The 16,328-nt window shown below is 54.9% G+C and carries 29 protein-coding genes; all 29 read left to right on the top strand.

From position 1 onward, the window contains the following. Window positions 1–201: 201 nt before the first annotated feature. The 29 genes from rpsL (at window position 202) to rpsK (ending at window position 16,326) form a co-directional block, all read left to right on the top strand. On the top strand, window positions 202–573 hold the full coding sequence (gene rpsL / locus N8H74_RS17855) for a 30S ribosomal protein S12 (RefSeq protein ID WP_003186084.1): 372 nt from the start codon (window positions 202–204) through the stop codon (window positions 571–573). Window positions 574–681: 108 nt separating this feature from the next. Next, complete coding sequence (gene rpsG, locus N8H74_RS17860) at window positions 682–1,155, top strand: 30S ribosomal protein S7 (RefSeq protein ID WP_007957592.1); 474 nt, start codon at window positions 682–684, stop codon at window positions 1,153–1,155. Window positions 1,156–1,185: 30 nt separating this feature from the next. Next, complete coding sequence (gene fusA, locus N8H74_RS17865; RefSeq protein WP_217834794.1) at window positions 1,186–3,333, top strand: elongation factor G; 2,148 nt, start codon at window positions 1,186–1,188, stop codon at window positions 3,331–3,333. A 34-nt stretch (window positions 3,334–3,367) separates the two neighbouring features. After that, window positions 3,368–4,561, top strand: coding sequence for an elongation factor Tu (tuf, locus tag N8H74_RS17870; RefSeq protein WP_262149183.1), 1,194 nt, complete (start codon window positions 3,368–3,370; stop codon window positions 4,559–4,561). A gap of 156 nt (window positions 4,562–4,717) precedes the next feature. Next, complete coding sequence (gene rpsJ / locus N8H74_RS17875) at window positions 4,718–5,029, top strand: 30S ribosomal protein S10 (protein WP_003186070.1); 312 nt, start codon at window positions 4,718–4,720, stop codon at window positions 5,027–5,029. An 80-nt stretch (window positions 5,030–5,109) separates the two neighbouring features. Beyond that, on the top strand, window positions 5,110–5,745 hold the full coding sequence (gene rplC, locus N8H74_RS17880) for a 50S ribosomal protein L3 (protein ID WP_003186059.1): 636 nt from the start codon (window positions 5,110–5,112) through the stop codon (window positions 5,743–5,745). 12 nt (window positions 5,746–5,757) lie between these two features. Continuing rightward, complete coding sequence (gene rplD / locus N8H74_RS17885) at window positions 5,758–6,360, top strand: 50S ribosomal protein L4 (RefSeq protein WP_003228735.1); 603 nt, start codon at window positions 5,758–5,760, stop codon at window positions 6,358–6,360. Further along, a complete protein-coding gene (gene rplW, locus N8H74_RS17890) occupies window positions 6,357–6,656 on the top strand; it encodes a 50S ribosomal protein L23 (RefSeq protein ID WP_002555488.1) in 300 nt (99 codons plus the stop codon). Before rplD ends, rplW begins: the two co-directional genes overlap by 4 nt. 14 nt (window positions 6,657–6,670) lie before the next feature. After that, the gene (gene rplB / locus N8H74_RS17895) at window positions 6,671–7,495 is read left to right on the top strand and encodes a 50S ribosomal protein L2 (RefSeq protein ID WP_217830283.1); all 825 of its coding nucleotides are present in this window, start codon (window positions 6,671–6,673) and stop codon (window positions 7,493–7,495) included. A 16-nt stretch (window positions 7,496–7,511) separates the two neighbouring features. After that, entirely contained in the window at window positions 7,512–7,787 is a 276-nt protein-coding gene (rpsS, locus tag N8H74_RS17900; RefSeq protein WP_002555486.1) for a 30S ribosomal protein S19, read from the top strand. Between the two features lie 11 nt (window positions 7,788–7,798). Further along, window positions 7,799–8,131, top strand: a complete 333-nt coding sequence (gene rplV / locus N8H74_RS17905; RefSeq protein WP_003103908.1) for a 50S ribosomal protein L22 — start codon at window positions 7,799–7,801, stop codon at window positions 8,129–8,131. 13 nt (window positions 8,132–8,144) lie between these two features. Beyond that, a complete protein-coding gene (gene rpsC / locus N8H74_RS17910; protein WP_007924192.1) occupies window positions 8,145–8,831 on the top strand; it encodes a 30S ribosomal protein S3 in 687 nt (228 codons plus the stop codon). A gap of 12 nt (window positions 8,832–8,843) precedes the next feature. Then, window positions 8,844–9,257: a 50S ribosomal protein L16 gene (gene rplP, locus N8H74_RS17915; protein ID WP_003228729.1), complete on the top strand. Its 414-nt coding sequence runs from the start codon at window positions 8,844–8,846 to the stop codon at window positions 9,255–9,257. Continuing rightward, entirely contained in the window at window positions 9,257–9,448 is a 192-nt protein-coding gene (gene rpmC, locus N8H74_RS17920; RefSeq protein ID WP_002555481.1) for a 50S ribosomal protein L29, read from the top strand. The genes rplP and rpmC overlap by 1 nt, the downstream gene beginning before the upstream one ends. A 2-nt stretch (window positions 9,449–9,450) precedes the next feature. Continuing rightward, window positions 9,451–9,717: a 30S ribosomal protein S17 gene (gene rpsQ / locus N8H74_RS17925; RefSeq protein ID WP_217830279.1), complete on the top strand. Its 267-nt coding sequence runs from the start codon at window positions 9,451–9,453 to the stop codon at window positions 9,715–9,717. 23 nt (window positions 9,718–9,740) lie between these two features. Next, complete coding sequence (gene rplN, locus N8H74_RS17930; protein WP_002555479.1) at window positions 9,741–10,109, top strand: 50S ribosomal protein L14; 369 nt, start codon at window positions 9,741–9,743, stop codon at window positions 10,107–10,109. An 11-nt stretch (window positions 10,110–10,120) separates the two neighbouring features. After that, window positions 10,121–10,435 carry a 50S ribosomal protein L24 gene (rplX, locus tag N8H74_RS17935; protein ID WP_003186046.1) on the top strand — a complete coding sequence of 105 codons (315 nt, stop codon included), beginning with the start codon at window positions 10,121–10,123 and terminating at the stop codon, window positions 10,433–10,435. Window positions 10,436–10,455: 20 nt separating this feature from the next. Next, window positions 10,456–10,995 carry a 50S ribosomal protein L5 gene (gene rplE, locus N8H74_RS17940; protein ID WP_003210069.1) on the top strand — a complete coding sequence of 180 codons (540 nt, stop codon included), beginning with the start codon at window positions 10,456–10,458 and terminating at the stop codon, window positions 10,993–10,995. Window positions 10,996–11,008: 13 nt separating this feature from the next. After that, a complete protein-coding gene (gene rpsN, locus N8H74_RS17945; RefSeq protein WP_007955639.1) occupies window positions 11,009–11,314 on the top strand; it encodes a 30S ribosomal protein S14 in 306 nt (101 codons plus the stop codon). A 208-nt stretch (window positions 11,315–11,522) separates the two neighbouring features. Then, a complete protein-coding gene (gene rpsH, locus N8H74_RS17950; protein WP_217830277.1) occupies window positions 11,523–11,915 on the top strand; it encodes a 30S ribosomal protein S8 in 393 nt (130 codons plus the stop codon). A 12-nt stretch (window positions 11,916–11,927) separates the two neighbouring features. Next, window positions 11,928–12,461: a 50S ribosomal protein L6 gene (gene rplF / locus N8H74_RS17955; protein ID WP_217830275.1), complete on the top strand. Its 534-nt coding sequence runs from the start codon at window positions 11,928–11,930 to the stop codon at window positions 12,459–12,461. 10 nt (window positions 12,462–12,471) lie between these two features. Further along, window positions 12,472–12,822 (top strand): 50S ribosomal protein L18, encoded by a 351-nt coding sequence (gene rplR, locus N8H74_RS17960; RefSeq protein WP_217830274.1) that lies wholly within the window; start codon window positions 12,472–12,474, stop codon window positions 12,820–12,822. 3 nt (window positions 12,823–12,825) lie between these two features. Beyond that, window positions 12,826–13,326 (top strand): 30S ribosomal protein S5, encoded by a 501-nt coding sequence (gene rpsE / locus N8H74_RS17965; protein ID WP_007955637.1) that lies wholly within the window; start codon window positions 12,826–12,828, stop codon window positions 13,324–13,326. Between the two features lie 2 nt (window positions 13,327–13,328). Beyond that, window positions 13,329–13,505: a 50S ribosomal protein L30 gene (gene rpmD, locus N8H74_RS17970; protein ID WP_003176408.1), complete on the top strand. Its 177-nt coding sequence runs from the start codon at window positions 13,329–13,331 to the stop codon at window positions 13,503–13,505. 3 nt (window positions 13,506–13,508) lie between these two features. Then, window positions 13,509–13,946: a 50S ribosomal protein L15 gene (gene rplO / locus N8H74_RS17975; RefSeq protein ID WP_011336169.1), complete on the top strand. Its 438-nt coding sequence runs from the start codon at window positions 13,509–13,511 to the stop codon at window positions 13,944–13,946. After that, window positions 13,947–15,275 (top strand): preprotein translocase subunit SecY, encoded by a 1,329-nt coding sequence (secY, locus tag N8H74_RS17980; RefSeq protein WP_003228718.1) that lies wholly within the window; start codon window positions 13,947–13,949, stop codon window positions 15,273–15,275. Between the two features lie 27 nt (window positions 15,276–15,302). Continuing rightward, window positions 15,303–15,419 (top strand): 50S ribosomal protein L36, encoded by a 117-nt coding sequence (gene rpmJ / locus N8H74_RS17985; RefSeq protein ID WP_002555468.1) that lies wholly within the window; start codon window positions 15,303–15,305, stop codon window positions 15,417–15,419. A 130-nt stretch (window positions 15,420–15,549) separates the two neighbouring features. After that, the gene (gene rpsM / locus N8H74_RS17990; protein ID WP_003186020.1) at window positions 15,550–15,906 is read left to right on the top strand and encodes a 30S ribosomal protein S13; all 357 of its coding nucleotides are present in this window, start codon (window positions 15,550–15,552) and stop codon (window positions 15,904–15,906) included. 30 nt (window positions 15,907–15,936) lie between these two features. Then, complete coding sequence (rpsK, locus tag N8H74_RS17995) at window positions 15,937–16,326, top strand: 30S ribosomal protein S11 (protein ID WP_002555466.1); 390 nt, start codon at window positions 15,937–15,939, stop codon at window positions 16,324–16,326. Window positions 16,327–16,328 lie beyond the last annotated feature (2 nt).

Below are 16,328 nucleotides of genomic sequence, written 5' to 3' on the forward strand. Positions count from 1 at the left end.
AGCGTAAGGCCCTGACCGCTCCGTTCATCGAATCGAGACAAATTGTCGAGGTTCGGTGGGTGGGGAGGTCGGGGCCTTGCCTTGACTGGGGGCAAGATCCTCTTTAGACTCTTGATCCCCTAAATTTGGCGGGAATCCGTTCCTGCCATTTTGCTTTTCTTGCAAGACAATAGCGTCGCAAGACAACAGTGGAGCTAGTAGATGGCAACTATCAACCAGCTGGTACGTCAGCCGCGTAAGCGTATCGTCGAGAAATCCGACGTACCTGCGCTGCAGAACTGCCCGCAACGTCGTGGCGTGTGCACCCGTGTGTACACCACTACGCCGAAAAAACCTAACTCGGCACTGCGTAAAGTATGCCGTGTGCGTCTGACCAACGGTTTCGAGGTTTCCTCGTACATCGGTGGTGAAGGCCACAACCTGCAAGAGCACAGCGTGGTACTGATCCGCGGCGGTCGTGTAAAAGACTTGCCAGGTGTTCGTTACCACACCGTTCGCGGCTCCTTGGATACTTCCGGCGTTAAAGGCCGTAACCAGGGTCGTTCGAAGTACGGTACCAAGCGTCCGAAGTAATCGGCCGTTTTGCAGATTTTCATTTTATTGAGTCGATAAGAGTAAGGTCGGGCACGCATCCAATGGGTCTGTCCCGAACTAACCTGAAGACCGTTTGAGGGCTTATCAATGCCAAGACGTCGCGTAGCAGCAAAGCGTGAGATTCTGGACGATCCGAAATACGGAAGCCAAATCCTCGCCAAATTCATGAACCACGTTATGGAAAGCGGCAAGAAAGCCGTTGCCGAGCGTATCGTTTATGGTGCCCTGGAAACCGTTGCGGCTCGTAAGACCGGCACCGATCCCCTGGAACTCTTCGAAAAAGCACTCGACGCCATCGCTCCGCTGGTCGAAGTGAAGTCGCGCCGCGTTGGTGGTGCTACTTACCAGGTTCCGGTCGAAGTTCGTCCGTCCCGTCGTAACGCTCTGGCAATGCGCTGGTTGGTAGACTTCGCCCGCAAGCGCGGCGAGAAGTCCATGGCTCTGCGTTTGGCTGGCGAACTGCTGGATGCTGCTGAAGGTAAAGGTGCAGCAGTTAAGAAGCGTGAAGACGTGCACCGTATGGCTGAGGCCAACAAAGCGTTCTCGCACTACCGCTTCTAATATCGGCATCACTCATTTTGCGAGGGCTTTATGGCTCGTACTACTGCAATCAACCGCTACCGTAACATTGGTATCTGTGCTCACGTTGACGCGGGCAAGACCACCACTACTGAGCGGATCCTGTTCTACACAGGTCTGAGCCACAAGATGGGCGAGGTGCATGATGGCGCCGCGACCACCGACTGGATGGTGCAGGAGCAGGAGCGGGGTATTACCATTACCTCCGCTGCTGTAACTACCTTCTGGAAAGGTTCCCGTGGTCAGTATGACAACTACCGCGTAAACGTTATCGATACCCCGGGCCACGTTGACTTCACCATTGAAGTAGAGCGTTCCCTGCGTGTACTCGACGGCGCCGTTGTAGTGTTCTGCGGCACCTCTGGTGTTGAGCCTCAGTCCGAAACCGTATGGCGTCAAGCCAACAAGTACGGCGTTCCACGTGTTGTCTACGTGAACAAGATGGACCGTGCCGGTGCGGACTTCCTGCGTGTTGTCGGCCAGATCAAAAACCGTCTGGGTCATACCCCGGTTCCGGTTCAGCTGGCGATCGGTGCAGAAGATGACTTCCAGGGTCAGGTTGACCTGATCAAGATGAAGGCCATCTACTGGAACGATGACGACAAAGGCACTACCTATCGCGAGGAAGAAATTCCTGCCGATCTGGTTGAGCTGGCTAATGAGTGGCGCAACAACATGGTTGAAGCTGCCGCCGAAGCCAGTGAAGAGCTGATGAACAAGTACCTTGAAGAAGGTGACTTGTCGGCTGAAGACATCAAGGCTGGTCTGCGCGCCCGTACTCTGGCGAGCGAGATCGTGCCTGCGGTCTGCGGTTCTTCGTTCAAGAACAAGGGTGTTCCTCTGGTTCTCGACGCCGTTATCGACTTCCTGCCTGCTCCTACCGAGATCCCTGCGATCAAAGGTATCCACCCGGATCTCATCGAGAAGCCGAAGGACGAGCTGCAAGAAGGTGACTACGACGAGCGTCATGCAGATGACTCCGAGCCGTTCTCCGCTCTGGCATTCAAGATCGCTACCGACCCGTTCGTTGGTACTCTGACTTTCGTGCGTGTCTACTCCGGCTTCCTGAGCTCGGGTGACTCCGTGATCAACTCGGTCAAGGGCAAGAAAGAGCGCGTTGGTCGTATGGTGCAAATGCACGCGAACCAGCGTGAAGAGATCAAGGAAGTACGTGCAGGCGACATCGCTGCCCTGATCGGCATGAAGGACGTCACCACTGGTGACACTCTGTGCGATCTCGACAAGCAGATCATTCTTGAGCGTATGGACTTCCCTGAGCCTGTAATTTCGGTAGCTGTAGAGCCGAAAACCAAGCAGGACCAGGAAAAGATGGGTATCGCACTGGGCAAGCTGGCTCAGGAAGACCCGTCGTTCCGCGTCAAGACCGACGAAGAGACTGGCCAGACCATCATCTCCGGTATGGGTGAGCTGCACCTGGACATCCTCGTTGACCGCATGAAGCGCGAGTTCAACGTCGAAGCCAACATCGGCAAGCCTCAGGTTTCGTACCGCGAGAAGATCAGCAAGAGCAACGTCGAGATCGAAGGCAAGTTCGTTCGTCAGTCCGGCGGTCGCGGTCAGTTCGGTCACTGCTGGATCCGTTTCTCGGAGCCGGACGTCGATGCGAACGGCAACATCACCGAAGGTCTGGTCTTCACCAACGAAGTTGTTGGTGGTGTGGTTCCTAAGGAATACATCCCGGCTATCCAGAAGGGTATCGAAGAGCAGATGAAGAACGGCGTCGTTGCCGGCTATCCGCTGATCGGCCTGAAGGCTACCGTGTTTGATGGTTCCTACCACGACGTCGACTCCAACGAGATGGCGTTCAAGGTAGCAGCTTCCATGGCGACCAAGCAGCTGGCCCAGAAGGGCGGCGGTGTTGTGCTTGAGCCGATCATGAAGGTTGAAGTAGTAACCCCAGAGGACTACATGGGTGACGTGATGGGTGACCTGAACCGTCGTCGTGGTCTGATCCAGGGTATGGACGACTCGGTGTCCGGCAAGGTTATCCGTGCTGAAGTTCCACTGGGTGAGATGTTCGGTTATGCGACCGACGTCCGTTCCATGTCTCAGGGTCGCGCGAGCTACTCCATGGAATTCTCCAAATACGCCGAAGCTCCGTCGAACATCGTCGAAGCTCTCGTTAAAAAACAAGGCTGATTTCAGTCCCCCTTTAGGCTAGGAGTTAATTGTCGTGGCTAAAGAAAAATTTGAACGTAACAAACCGCACGTCAACGTTGGCACCATCGGTCACGTTGACCACGGTAAAACCACTCTGACCGCTGCTCTGACTCGCGTTTGCTCCGAAGTTTTCGGTTCCGCAGTTGTTGACTTCGACAAGATCGACAGCGCCCCGGAAGAGAAGGCTCGTGGTATCACCATCAACACTGCACACGTAGAGTACGATTCGAACATTCGTCACTACGCGCACGTTGACTGCCCGGGTCACGCCGACTACGTAAAAAACATGATCACCGGTGCTGCCCAGATGGACGGCGCGATCCTGGTTTGCTCGGCCGCTGATGGTCCGATGCCGCAAACCCGTGAGCACATCCTGCTGTCCCGTCAGGTAGGCGTTCCGTACATCGTGGTTTTCCTGAACAAGGCTGACCTGGTAGACGACGCTGAGCTGCTGGAACTGGTCGAGATGGAAGTTCGCGACCTGCTGTCCACCTACGACTTCCCGGGCGATGACACTCCAATCATCATCGGTTCGGCTCGTATGGCGCTGGAAGGCAAAGACGACAACGAGATGGGCACCACTGCCGTCAAGAAGCTGGTAGAAACTCTGGACAGCTACATCCCAGAGCCAGAGCGCGCTATCGACAAGCCGTTCCTGATGCCAATCGAAGACGTATTCTCGATCTCGGGTCGCGGTACTGTTGTGACCGGTCGTGTTGAGCGTGGCATCGTCCGCATCCAGGAAGAAGTTGAGATCGTTGGTCTGCGCGATACTCAGAAAACTACCTGCACCGGCGTTGAAATGTTCCGTAAGCTGCTCGACGAAGGTCGTGCTGGCGAGAACTGCGGCGTTCTGCTGCGTGGCACCAAGCGTGACGACGTTGAGCGTGGTCAGGTTCTGGTCAAGCCAGGTTCGGTTAAGCCGCACACCAAGTTCACCGCAGAAGTTTACGTTCTGAGCAAGGAAGAAGGCGGCCGTCACACTCCGTTCTTCAAAGGCTACCGTCCACAGTTCTACTTCCGTACTACTGACGTGACTGGTAACTGCGAGCTGCCAGAAGGCGTTGAAATGGTAATGCCAGGTGACAACATTCAGATGACTGTCACTCTGATCAAAACCATCGCGATGGAAGATGGTCTGCGTTTCGCTATCCGTGAAGGCGGTCGTACCGTCGGCGCTGGCGTCGTGGCCAAGGTCATCGAGTAAGACTCTTTTAGAGTCTGCTTGATGAGTTGAAAAAGCCCCCGCTCAGCGGGGGCTTTTTTATTGGGTTGACACCTATATGGGGCGTCTATAGAATTGCGCCTCCTTTTAACGGGCGTATTGCGCCCGGTGGGAATAGCAGCCGGAGTCTGAAATCCAATGCAAAATCAGCAAATCCGTATCAGGTTGAAGGCTTTTGACCATCGCCTGATCGACCAATCAACCCAGGAAATCGTGGAAACCGCGAAACGTACTGGTGCTCAAGTGCGTGGTCCAATTCCACTGCCTACCCGTAAAGAGCGGTTCACCGTTCTGGTTTCCCCGCACGTCAACAAAGACGCGCGTGACCAGTACGAAATCCGCACTCATAAGCGCGTTCTGGACATCGTCCAGCCAACGGATAAAACCGTTGATGCACTTATGAAGCTTGATCTTGCGGCCGGTGTGGAAGTGCAGATCAGCCTCGGCTAAGACTCGGTCTTGGTCGTGTAACGCTCTGAAATGGGCGGCCATAGCGGGTGAAAGCCCCGTACACTCATGAGGTTTACAACATGACTATTGGTGTAGTCGGTCGTAAATGCGGTATGACCCGTATTTTCACCGAAGAAGGTGTCTCCATTCCGGTCACGGTCATTGAGATCGAGCCGAATCGCGTCACCCAGTTCAAAACTGAAGAGACCGATGGCTATCGTGCAGTGCAAGTCACTGTCGGCGAGCGTCGTGCTTCGCGTGTAACAGCTGCTCAGGCTGGCCACTTCGCCAAGGCGAACGTTGCCGCTGGTCGTACCGTAATGGAATTCCGCCTTGAAGAAGGCGAGTACCAGGCCGGCGATCTGATCAACGCTGAAATCTTCGCTGCTGGTCAACTGGTTGATGTAACCGGTCAGTCCAAAGGTAAAGGCTTCCAGGGTACGATCAAGCGTTGGAATTTCCGCGGGCAAGATAACACCCACGGTAACTCCGTATCCCACCGCGTCCCAGGCTCTATCGGCCAGTGCCAGACTCCTGGTCGTGTATTCAAGGGCAAAAAAATGTCCGGTCATATGGGCGCTGAGCGCGTGACCGTGCAGTCCCTGGAAGTAGTGCGCGTGGACGCTGAACGCAATCTGTTGTTGGTCAAGGGCGCTGTTCCTGGCGCTACTGGCGGCAACCTGGTTGTACGTCCAGCAGCCAAGGCTCGCGGTTAAGGGGAAGCTGACATGCAATTAAATGTAAATGACGCTCAAGCGATCGAAGTTTCCGAACTGACATTTGGCGGCGAGTTCAACGAGACGCTGGTTCACCAAGCAGTCGTGGCCTACATGGCCGGCGGCCGTCAAGGTAGCAAGCAGCAGAAGACCCGTTCCGACGTTCGTGGTGGCGGCAAGCGCCCATGGCGTCAGAAAGGTACTGGCCGTGCTCGTGCCGGTACTATCCGTAGCCCAATCTGGCGTGGCGGCGGTACCACTTTCGCAGCTCGTCCACAGGATCACTCCCAGAAGCTGAACAAGAAGATGTATCGCGCAGCAATGCGTTCCATCCTTGCTGAGCTGGTGCGTACTGATCGTCTGGTCGTGGTTCAGGATTTCGCAGTCGAAACTCCGAAAACCAAAGATCTGCTGGGCAAACTGAACAACATGAGCCTGACCGACGTTCTGATCGTGTCCGACGCTGTTGATCAGAACCTGTACCTGGCTGCTCGCAACCTGCCGCACGTAGATGTACGTGATGTGCAAGGTTCCGATCCAGTTAGTCTGATCGCATACGACAAGGTGTTGATCACCGTGTCGGCCGTGAAGAAATTCGAGGAGCTGCTGGGATGAACCAGGAACGCGTATTTAAAGTTCTGCTTGGCCCGCACGTTTCCGAGAAGGCTACGGTTCTGGCAGACAAGAAAGGCCAGTTCGTTTTCAAGGTTGCTACCGACGCAACCAAGCTGGAAATCAAGAAGGCCGTCGAAAGCCTGTTCAGCGTGAAAGTTGAGCGTGTTACTACCCTGAACGTTCTGGGTAAGAGCAAGCGCACCGCTCGCGGTCTGGGCAAGCGTAATGACTGGAAGAAGGCAGTTATCTCCCTTCAGCCAGGCCAAGATCTCGATTTCAGCAGCAGTGCTGAGTAAGGAAGGGGTGCATCATGGCAATCGTTAAATGCAAACCGACTTCCCCTGGCCGCCGTTTTGTGGTCAAGGTGGTCAACCAGGAGCTGCATAAAGGCGCTCCTCACGCACCGCTGCTCGAGAAAAAATCGAAGTCTGGTGGTCGTAACAACAATGGCCGTATTACCACTCGTCACATCGGTGGTGGTCATAAGCAGCATTACCGTATGGTCGACTTCCGTCGCAATGACAAAGATGGCATCGCTGCCACTGTCGAGCGTATCGAATACGATCCAAACCGTACTGCTCACATCGCACTGCTGTGCTACGCAGACGGCGAACGCCGCTACATCATCGCCCCTAAAGGCGTGAGTGCTGGCGACCAGCTGATCGCGGGTGCTCTGGCTCCAATCAAGCCAGGCAACGCTCTGCAACTGCGCAACATTCCGGTTGGTTCCACTGTACACGGCATCGAATTGAAGCCAGGTAAAGGTGCACAGATCGCTCGTTCCGCTGGTGCTTCGGCTCAGCTGATCGCTCGTGAAGGTGTGTACGTTACCCTGCGTCTGCGTTCCGGTGAAATGCGTAAAGTCCTGGCTGAATGCCGTGCGACCCTGGGCGAAGTCTCGAACTCCGAGCACAGCCTGCGTTCGCTGGGTAAAGCTGGTGCCAAACGCTGGCGTGGCGTTCGCCCAACCGTTCGTGGTGTTGCCATGAACCCGGTTGACCACCCACATGGTGGTGGTGAAGGTCGTACCTCTGGTGGTCGTCATCCGGTATCGCCATGGGGCTTCCCGACTAAGGGCGCGAAGACTCGTGGTAATAAGCGTACCGACAAAATGATCGTCCGTCGTCGCAAGTAAATAGAGGGATACGACAGTGCCACGTTCTCTGAAAAAAGGTCCTTTTATTGATCTTCACCTACTGAAGAAGATCGAAGTGGCGGCGGAGAAGAATGATCGCAAACCAGTTAAGACCTGGTCGCGTCGTTCCATGATCCTGCCACAAATGGTCGGTCTGACCATCGCAGTACATAACGGTCGTCAGCACGTCCCAGTTCTCGTTAACGAAGACATGGTCGGCCACAAACTGGGCGAGTTCGCCGGTACCCGCACTTATCGCGGGCACGTGGCAGACAAGAAAGCCAAGCGTTAAGGGGTAAGGAAATGGAAGTAGCCGCTAAGTTGTCGGGCGCTCGAATCTCCGCCCAGAAAGCCCGCTTGGTCGCCGACCAGATCCGCGGGAAGAAGGTGGGCGAAGCGCTCAACCTGTTGGCTTTCAGCAGTAAGAAAGCCGCCGAGATCATGAAAAAAGTGCTGGAGTCGGCCGTAGCCAACGCCGAGCATAACGAAGGCGCAGACGTTGATGACCTGAAGGTCAGCACCGTATTCGTCAACGAAGGGCGTTCGCTGAAGCGCATCATGCCACGTGCGAAAGGCCGTGCTGATCGCATCGTCAAGCGGTCTTGCCATATCACTGTCAAGGTTGCTGACAAGTAACGGAGTCGAAGAGATGGGTCAGAAAGTACATCCCATTGGCATTCGCCTGGGAATCGTCAAGGAGCACACCTCCGTCTGGTACGCAGACGGTCGGACTTATGCGGACTATTTGCTCGCAGATCTGAATGTGCGTGAGTACCTCCAAGACAAACTAAAAAGCGCGTCCGTAAGCCGTATCGATATCCATCGTCCGGCTCAAACTGCACGCATCACCATCCACACCGCTCGTCCAGGTATCGTTATCGGGAAGAAAGGTGAGGATGTTGAGAAACTGCGTCAGGACCTGACCAAGCAAATGGGTGTGCCTGTGCACATCAATATCGAAGAGATCCGCAAGCCGGAACTCGACGGTATGCTGGTTGCCCAGAGCGTAGCTCAGCAGCTGGAGCGTCGTGTGATGTTCCGTCGCGCCATGAAGCGCGCCGTACAGAACGCCATGCGCATTGGTGCCAAGGGCATCAAGATCCAAGTGAGCGGTCGTCTCGGCGGTGCTGAAATCGCACGTACTGAATGGTATCGCGAAGGTCGTGTGCCACTGCACACCCTGCGTGCCGATATCGACTATGCCACCTACGAAGCTCACACCACTTACGGTGTGATCGGTGTAAAGGTTTGGATCTTCAAAGGCGAAGTAATCGGTGGTCGCCAAGAAGAGCTGAAGCCACAAGCACCAGCGCCTCGTAAAAAAGCTGCTAAGTAAGGGGTACGCAAAATGTTGCAACCAAAGCGTACGAAGTTCCGCAAGCAGATGACCGGCCACAACCGTGGTCTGGCACTGCGCGGTAGCAAAGTCAGCTTCGGCGAGTTCGCGCTGAAGTCTGTTGCTCGTGGTCGTCTCACCGCTCGTCAGATCGAGTCGGCACGTCGTGCTCTGACCCGTCACGTAAAACGTGGCGGCAAGATCTGGATCCGTGTATTCCCGGACAAGCCTATTTCCAAAAAGCCTCTCGAAGTTCGGATGGGTAAAGGTAAGGGTAACGTCGAATACTGGGTTGCCCAGATTCAGCCAGGCAAAGTCCTGTATGAAATCGAGGGTGTTTCTGAAGAGCTGGCGCGTGAGGCTTTCGCCCTGGCTGCTGCAAAGCTGCCGCTCGCCACCTCCTTTGTTAAACGGACGGTGATGTGATGAAAGCGAATGAACTTCGTGAAAAATCCGCACAGCAGCTGAACGAGCAACTGCTCGGCCTGCTGCGCGACCAGTTCAATCTGCGCATGCAGAAAGCAACTGGCCAGTTGGGGCAGTCTCATCTGCTCTCGCAAGTTAAGCGTGACATCGCTCGCGTGAAAACTGTGCTCAACCAGCAGGCAGGTAAGTGATCATGGCTGAAGCCGAAAAAACTGTCCGTACGCTGACTGGCCGTGTTGTCAGCGACAAGATGGACAAAACCATCACCGTTTTGATCGAGCGTCGCGTTAAGCACCCGATCTACGGTAAATACGTTAAGCGTTCGACTAAGCTGCACGCGCACGACGAAACCAATCAGTGCCACATCGGCGACAAAGTCACTATTCGTGAAACTCGTCCGATGGCCAAGACCAAGTCTTGGGCACTGGTTGAAGTTGTCGAACGCGCTGTGGAAGTCTAAGGGCTAAGGGTCGGAGAAATTATATGATTCAGACTCAATCCATGCTCGATGTGGCCGATAACAGCGGCGCTCGCCGCGTTATGTGCATCAAGGTGCTGGGTGGCTCCCATCGTCGTTACGCTGGTATCGGTGACATCATCAAAGTTACCGTTAAGGAAGCAATTCCTCGCGGTAAAGTGAAAAAAGGCCAAGTGATGACTGCTGTTGTAGTCCGCACTCGTCACGGCGTACGTCGTGCTGATGGCTCCATTATCCGCTTTGATGGCAACGCTGCTGTTCTGCTGAACAACAAGCAAGAGCCGATCGGCACCCGTATCTTTGGGCCAGTGACCCGTGAACTTCGTACTGAGAAGTTCATGAAGATCGTCTCGCTCGCCCCAGAAGTGCTGTAAGGAGATCCGACATGCAAAAGATTCGTCGTGACGACGAGATCATCGTGATCGCCGGCAAAGACAAAGGTAAGCGCGGTAAGGTGCTGAAGGTTCTGGCTGACAACCGTCTGGTTGTTGGTGGTCTGAACCTGGTCAAGCGTCATACCAAGCCTAACCCGATGTCGGGCGTACAGGGCGGTATCGTCGAGAAAGAAGCGCCACTGCACGCTTCCAACGTCGCCATCTTCAACGGCGAAACCAACAAGGCTGACCGCGTTGGTTTCAAAGTAGAAGACGGTAAAAAAATTCGTGTCTTCAAGTCGACCCAAAAAGCGGTTGATGCTTGAACACTGCTAGGTAGAAGACCATGGCACGACTAAAAGAGATTTACCGGAAGGAAATCGCACCGAAACTTAAGGAAGAACTTAAGCTTTCGAACGTGATGGAAGTTCCGCGCGTTACCAAAATCACTCTGAACATGGGTCTGGGCGAAGCGATCGGCGACAAAAAAGTCATCGAGCATGCTGTTGCTGACCTGGAAAAGATCACCGGCCAGAAAGTCGTTGTGACCTACGCTCGCAAATCCATCGCAGGCTTTAAAGTCCGCGAAGGCTGGCCGATCGGCGTCAAAGTGACCCTGCGCCGTGAGCGTATGTACGAGTTCCTGGATCGTCTGCTGTCGATCTCCCTGCCTCGGGTTCGCGACTTCCGCGGCCTGAATGCCAAGTCCTTCGATGGTCGTGGCAACTACAGCATGGGCGTGAAAGAGCAGATCATCTTCCCGGAAATCGACTACGACAAGATCGATGCTCTCCGCGGTCTGGACATTACCCTGACCACCACTGCCAAGAACGATGACGAAGGCCGCGCTCTGCTGCGTGCTTTCAAATTCCCGTTCCGCAACTGATTGGAGTAGGAAAATGGCCAAGAAGAGCATGAAAAACCGTGAGCTGAAGCGTCAGCTCACTGTTGCCAAGTACGCCGTCAAGCGTGCAGCGCTGAAAGCTATCATCGTCGATCTGAACGCAAGTCCAGAAGCACGTTGGGAAGCTACCGTAGCTCTGCAGAAGCAACCACGTGACGCAAGCGCTTCGCGCATGCGTAACCGTTGCCGTCTGACCGGTCGTCCGCACGGCGTTTACCGCAAGTTCGGCCTGGGCCGTAACAAACTGCGTGAAGCGGCAATGCGTGGTGACGTTCCAGGTCTGGTTAAAGCCAGCTGGTAATCGCTGTCAAAGTCTCGACGGTCTGGCTCGCAAGAATCTGACCGTCGGTGCCTTGAGCTTGAATCAAGCCCCTTTTGGGGCTTGATTCATTTCTGGGGTATGTCTAGAATGACCGGCTCGCCTGAGCCCGTGTTTTTTGTACCCGGAATTTCTCGGCGACAAGTAGTAGCCGCAAGGCTAATTTTTCTGTTTTAGGAGCGTCTAGCCCATGAGTATGCAGGACCCGTTAGCGGACATGCTAACTCGAATCCGTAATGCCCAGATGGCTGAAAAGTCCGTCGTAAGCATGCCTTCTTCCACGTTGAAGGTGGCTGTAGCAAAAGTCCTGAAGGACGAAGGTTACATCGCGGGTTTTCAGATCAGCAGCGAATCCAAGCCACTGCTGTCCATCGAGCTGAAGTACTTCGAAGGCCGTCCGGTCATCGAGGAAGTGAAGCGCGTTAGCCGTCCAGGCCTGCGTCAGTACAAGTCCGTTGAAGATCTGCCAAAAGTACGTGGCGGTCTCGGCGTGTCTATCGTCTCCACCAACAAAGGTGTGATGACTGATCGTGCTGCGCGCGCTGCCGGTGTCGGCGGCGAAGTTCTTTGCACTGTGTTCTAAGGGGGGATAAGCATGTCTCGCGTCGCTAAGAACCCCGTTAAGCTGCCAGCCGGTGTCGAAGTCAAATTCGCAGGCCAACAGCTTTCGGTGAAGGGTGCCAAGGGTACTCTTGAACTGAACGTCCATTCGTCCGTTGAGATCGTTGAAGAAGCCGGTGAGCTGCGTTTTGCTGCTCGCAATGGCGATCAACAGACTCGTGCGATGGCTGGTACCACTCGTGCGTTGGTAAACAACATGGTCCAGGGCGTAAGCCAAGGCTTCGAGCGCAAGCTCCAGCTGATCGGTGTTGGTTACAAAGCGCAAGCAAAAGGTCAGGTGCTGAACCTGGCTCTTGGCTTCTCGCACCCAGTGGATTACGAACTGCCGGCAGGCATCACCGCTGAAACTCCTAGCCAGACCGATATCCTGATCAAGGGCATCGACAAGCAGCTGGTAGGTCAAGTGGCCGCCGAGATCCGCGACTTCCGTCCACCAGAGCCGTACAAAGGCAAAGGTGTGCGCTACGCGGACGAAGTCGTCCGTCGTAAAGAAGCCAAGAAGAAGTAGGGCATAGCAAATGACCGACAAAAAAGTTACTCGACTGCGTCGCGCTCGCAAAGCACGCCTGAAAATGCACGAACTCGAAGTCGTGCGTCTCTGCGTGTTCCGCTCTTCGCAGCACATCTACGCCCAGGTCATTTCGGCCGACGGCAACAAAGTCCTGGCAAGCGCCTCGACTTTGGATAAAGAACTGCGTGATGGTGCCACTGGCAACATCGACGCGGCCACTAAGGTTGGCAAGCTGGTAGCTGAGCGTGCGAAAGCCGCCGGTGTATCTCAAGTTGCCTTTGACCGTTCCGGCTTCAAGTACCACGGCCGCGTGAAAGCGCTGGCTGATGCTGCTCGTGAAGGCGGACTGGAGTTCTAAGTTATGTCAAATAACGACCAAAAGCGCGACGAAGGCTACATCGAGAAGCTGGTTCAAGTTAACCGCGTAGCAAAAACCGTTAAAGGCGGCCGTATCTTCACTTTCACCGCGTTGACCGTGGTTGGTGATGGTAAAGGTCGTGTTGGCTTCGGCCGTGGCAAGTCGCGTGAAGTGCCTGCTGCGATCCAGAAGGCAATGGAAGCTGCTCGCCGCAACATGATCCAGGTTGATCTGAACGGCACCACTCTGCAGTACGCAATGAAGTCCGCCCATGGCGCTTCGAAGGTGTACATGCAGCCTGCTTCTGAAGGTACCGGTATCATCGCTGGCGGCGCTATGCGTGCTGTTCTCGAAGTTGCTGGCGTTCAGAACGTCTTGGCCAAGTGCTACGGTTCGACCAACCCTGTAAACGTGGTTCACGCCACTTTCAAGGGTCTGAAAGCCATGCAATCTCCTGAATCCATTGCTGCCAAGCGTGGCTTGCGCGTTGAGGAGATCAAGTAATCATGGCTACCGTTAAAGTTACGCTGATCAAAAGCATGACCGGCCGCATCCCTAACCACAAACTGTGCGTTAAGGGTCTGGGTCTGCGTCGCATCGGTCACACTGTAGAAGTCCAGGATACTCCCGAGAATCGCGGGATGATCAACAAGGCTTACTACATGCTGCGTGTCGAGGGTTAATCGATGAAACTCAATGATCTGAGTCCAGCGCCGGGTTCCCGTCGCGAAAAGCATCGTCCGGGCCGTGGTATCGGTAGTGGTTTGGGTAAGACTGGTGGCCGTGGTCACAAAGGTCAGACCTCCCGCTCCGGTGGCACCATTGCTCCAGGCTTTGAAGGCGGTCAACAGCCGCTGCATCGTCGCCTGCCGAAATTCGGTTTCGTTTCCCTGAAAGCCATGGACCGCGCAGAAGTGCGTCTGTCCGAGCTGGCCAAAGTGGAAGGCGACATCGTCACCGTGCAGTCCCTGAAAGATGCCAACGTGATCAACGTCAACGTACAGCGTGTGAAAATCATGCTGTCCGGTGAAGTGGCTCGCGCTGTCACTATCGGCAAGGGAATCGGCGCCACCAAAGGTGCGCGTGCGGCTATCGAAGCAGCTGGCGGCAAGTTCGAGGAATAAATGGCTAAGCAAGGTGCTCTCTCTGCGCTCGGCAAAGGCGGTATGTCTGAACTCTGGGCTCGTCTGCGTTTTCTGTTCCTGGCGATTATCGTCTACCGAATAGGCGCACACATCCCGGTTCCAGGTATCAACCCTGACCGACTCGCGGACCTGTTTCGACAGAATGAGGGGACCATTCTTAGCTTGTTCAACATGTTTTCCGGCGGTGCGCTGGAGCGGATGAGCATCTTTGCACTGGGGATCATGCCGTACATTTCGGCATCGATCATCATGCAGCTGATGACCGCCGTCAGCCCACAGCTGGAGCAGTTGAAGAAGGAAGGTGAAGCTGGCCGTCGCAAGATCAGCCAGTACACCCGCTACGGCACCGTCGTCCTCGCTCTCGTTCAGGCCATTGGCATGTCCATTGGTCTGGCGGGGCAGGGCGTTGCGTTCACTGGTGACTTTGGCTTCCATTTCGTCGCGGTATCCACGTTTGTGGCTGGCGCGATGTTCATGATGTGGCTGGGTGAGCAGATTACTGAGCGTGGTGTAGGCAACGGTATCTCGATGTTGATTTTTTCGGGTATCGTCGCCGGTCTTCCGAGAGCAATCGGGCAGTCTTTCGAGTCTGCGCGTCAGGGTGATATCAACATCTTCGCCCTGGTTGCCATCGGTTTGCTGGCAGTAGCGATTATCGGTTTCGTGGTGTTCATTGAGCGTGGTCAGCGTCGTATCGCTGTTCACTACGCCAAGCGTCAGCAAGGCCGCAAGGTTTTTGCTGCGCAGACTAGCCACTTGCCGCTGAAGGTGAACATGGCCGGTGTTATTCCGGCTATTTTCGCGAGCAGCATTTTGCTGTTCCCGGCTTCGTTGGGTGCCTGGTTCGGTCAGTCTGAAGGTATGGGCTGGTTGCAGGACATCTCGCAGTCGATCGCTCCTGGTCAGCCGTTGAATATTCTGCTGTTTAGTGCAGGGATTATTTTCTTCTGCTTCTTCTATACGGCGTTGATGTTCAATCCGAAAGACGTAGCGGAAAACCTGAAGAAGTCCGGTGCCTTTATTCCGGGCATCCGTCCAGGTGAGCAGTCTGCGCGCTACATTGATGGCGTCCTGACTCGCTTGACCATGTTCGGTGCTCTTTACATGACGGCCGTGTGCCTGTTGCCCCAGTTCCTGGTGGTTGCAGCAAACGTTCCGTTCTACCTTGGCGGGACCTCGTTGCTGATCGTGGTCGTGGTTGTGATGGACTTTATGTCCCAAGTACAATCGCACCTCGTTTCGCACCAGTACGAATCCCTGATGAAGAAAGCCAACCTGAAGGGTTACGGCAGCGGCATGTTGCGCTGAGTACCCATAAGGTTCGAGGAGTTGGTGATGAAAGTTCGTGCATCGGTGAAAAAGCTGTGCCGTAACTGCAAGATTATTCGCCGCGAAGGTGTTGTTCGAGTAATTTGCAGCGCGGAACCGCGTCACAAACAGCGCCAAGGCTGAGTGTGATTGTGCTTCAAGCCCGGCAGCTAGTGTGCTGCCGGGTTGATTATTTGTTATTACAGCGATATTATCTCGCGCCCTATTTCTTGGCTTCCGGGGCGTAGGTAGCTGTCAATTGGAGTCCCACTGAATGGCCCGTATTGCAGGCGTTAACATTCCAGATAACAAGCATACTGTTATCTCGCTGACCTACATCTATGGTGTTGGTCGCACTACCGCACAGAAAATCTGTGCAGTGACTGGGGTAAACCCAGCTGCAAAGATCAAAGATCTGAGCGACGAGCAAATTGAACAGCTGCGTGGCGAAGTGGCGAAGTTCACCACTGAAGGTGACCTGCGTCGCGAAATCAACATGAAAATCAAGCGCTTGATGGACCTCGGTTGCTATCGCGGTCTGCGTCATCGTCGTGGTCTGCCAGTACGCGGTCAGCGTACCAAGACTAACGCGCGTACCCGTAAAGGTCCGCGTAAGCCGATCCGCAAGTAATCGCCCCAGCGAATCGACAGGAATTTAATCATGGCAAAACCTGCTGCTCGTCCTCGTAAAAAAGTTAAAAAGACAGTGGTTGATGGCATCGCCCACATCCATGCTTCTTTTAACAACACCATCGTGACCATCACCGACCGTCAAGGTAACGCTCTTTCCTGGGCTACCTCCGGTGGTTCGGGTTTCCGCGGTTCCCGCAAGTCCACCCCGTTCGCTGCTCAAGTAGCTGCTGAGCGTGCTGGTCAAGCTGCGCTGGAATATGGCCTGAAAAACCTCGACGTAAACGTCAAGGGCCCAGGTCCAGGTCGTGAATCCGCAGTCCGCGCTTTGAACGGCTGTGGCTACAAGATCGCCAGCATCACCGACGTGACGCCAATCCCGCACAACGGGTGCCGTCCGCCGAAGAAGCGCCGCGTGTAATC

The organism is Pseudomonas sp. B2M1-30 (assembly GCF_025447575.1).
Classification (GTDB): Bacteria; Pseudomonadota; Gammaproteobacteria; order Pseudomonadales; family Pseudomonadaceae; genus Aquipseudomonas; species Aquipseudomonas botevensis.

Coding starts and splice junctions, on each gene's coding strand:
- rpsL (WP_003186084.1), top strand. CDS start 202: ATGGCAACTATCAACCAGCTGGTACGTCAGCCGCGTAAGCGTATCGTC.
- rpsG (WP_007957592.1), top strand. CDS start 682: ATGCCAAGACGTCGCGTAGCAGCAAAGCGTGAGATTCTGGACGATCCG.
- fusA (WP_217834794.1), top strand. CDS start 1,186: ATGGCTCGTACTACTGCAATCAACCGCTACCGTAACATTGGTATCTGT.
- rpsJ (WP_003186070.1), top strand. CDS start 4,718: ATGCAAAATCAGCAAATCCGTATCAGGTTGAAGGCTTTTGACCATCGC.
- rplC (WP_003186059.1), top strand. CDS start 5,110: ATGACTATTGGTGTAGTCGGTCGTAAATGCGGTATGACCCGTATTTTC.
- rplD (WP_003228735.1), top strand. CDS start 5,758: ATGCAATTAAATGTAAATGACGCTCAAGCGATCGAAGTTTCCGAACTG.
- rplW (WP_002555488.1), top strand. CDS start 6,357: ATGAACCAGGAACGCGTATTTAAAGTTCTGCTTGGCCCGCACGTTTCC.
- rplB (WP_217830283.1), top strand. CDS start 6,671: ATGGCAATCGTTAAATGCAAACCGACTTCCCCTGGCCGCCGTTTTGTG.
- rplV (WP_003103908.1), top strand. CDS start 7,799: ATGGAAGTAGCCGCTAAGTTGTCGGGCGCTCGAATCTCCGCCCAGAAA.
- rpsC (WP_007924192.1), top strand. CDS start 8,145: ATGGGTCAGAAAGTACATCCCATTGGCATTCGCCTGGGAATCGTCAAG.
- rplP (WP_003228729.1), top strand. CDS start 8,844: ATGTTGCAACCAAAGCGTACGAAGTTCCGCAAGCAGATGACCGGCCAC.
- rpmC (WP_002555481.1), top strand. CDS start 9,257: ATGAAAGCGAATGAACTTCGTGAAAAATCCGCACAGCAGCTGAACGAG.
- rpsQ (WP_217830279.1), top strand. CDS start 9,451: ATGGCTGAAGCCGAAAAAACTGTCCGTACGCTGACTGGCCGTGTTGTC.
- rplN (WP_002555479.1), top strand. CDS start 9,741: ATGATTCAGACTCAATCCATGCTCGATGTGGCCGATAACAGCGGCGCT.
- rplX (WP_003186046.1), top strand. CDS start 10,121: ATGCAAAAGATTCGTCGTGACGACGAGATCATCGTGATCGCCGGCAAA.
- rplE (WP_003210069.1), top strand. CDS start 10,456: ATGGCACGACTAAAAGAGATTTACCGGAAGGAAATCGCACCGAAACTT.
- rpsN (WP_007955639.1), top strand. CDS start 11,009: ATGGCCAAGAAGAGCATGAAAAACCGTGAGCTGAAGCGTCAGCTCACT.
- rpsH (WP_217830277.1), top strand. CDS start 11,523: ATGAGTATGCAGGACCCGTTAGCGGACATGCTAACTCGAATCCGTAAT.
- rplF (WP_217830275.1), top strand. CDS start 11,928: ATGTCTCGCGTCGCTAAGAACCCCGTTAAGCTGCCAGCCGGTGTCGAA.
- rplR (WP_217830274.1), top strand. CDS start 12,472: ATGACCGACAAAAAAGTTACTCGACTGCGTCGCGCTCGCAAAGCACGC.
- rpsE (WP_007955637.1), top strand. CDS start 12,826: ATGTCAAATAACGACCAAAAGCGCGACGAAGGCTACATCGAGAAGCTG.
- rpmD (WP_003176408.1), top strand. CDS start 13,329: ATGGCTACCGTTAAAGTTACGCTGATCAAAAGCATGACCGGCCGCATC.
- rplO (WP_011336169.1), top strand. CDS start 13,509: ATGAAACTCAATGATCTGAGTCCAGCGCCGGGTTCCCGTCGCGAAAAG.
- secY (WP_003228718.1), top strand. CDS start 13,947: ATGGCTAAGCAAGGTGCTCTCTCTGCGCTCGGCAAAGGCGGTATGTCT.
- rpmJ (WP_002555468.1), top strand. CDS start 15,303: ATGAAAGTTCGTGCATCGGTGAAAAAGCTGTGCCGTAACTGCAAGATT.
- rpsM (WP_003186020.1), top strand. CDS start 15,550: ATGGCCCGTATTGCAGGCGTTAACATTCCAGATAACAAGCATACTGTT.
- rpsK (WP_002555466.1), top strand. CDS start 15,937: ATGGCAAAACCTGCTGCTCGTCCTCGTAAAAAAGTTAAAAAGACAGTG.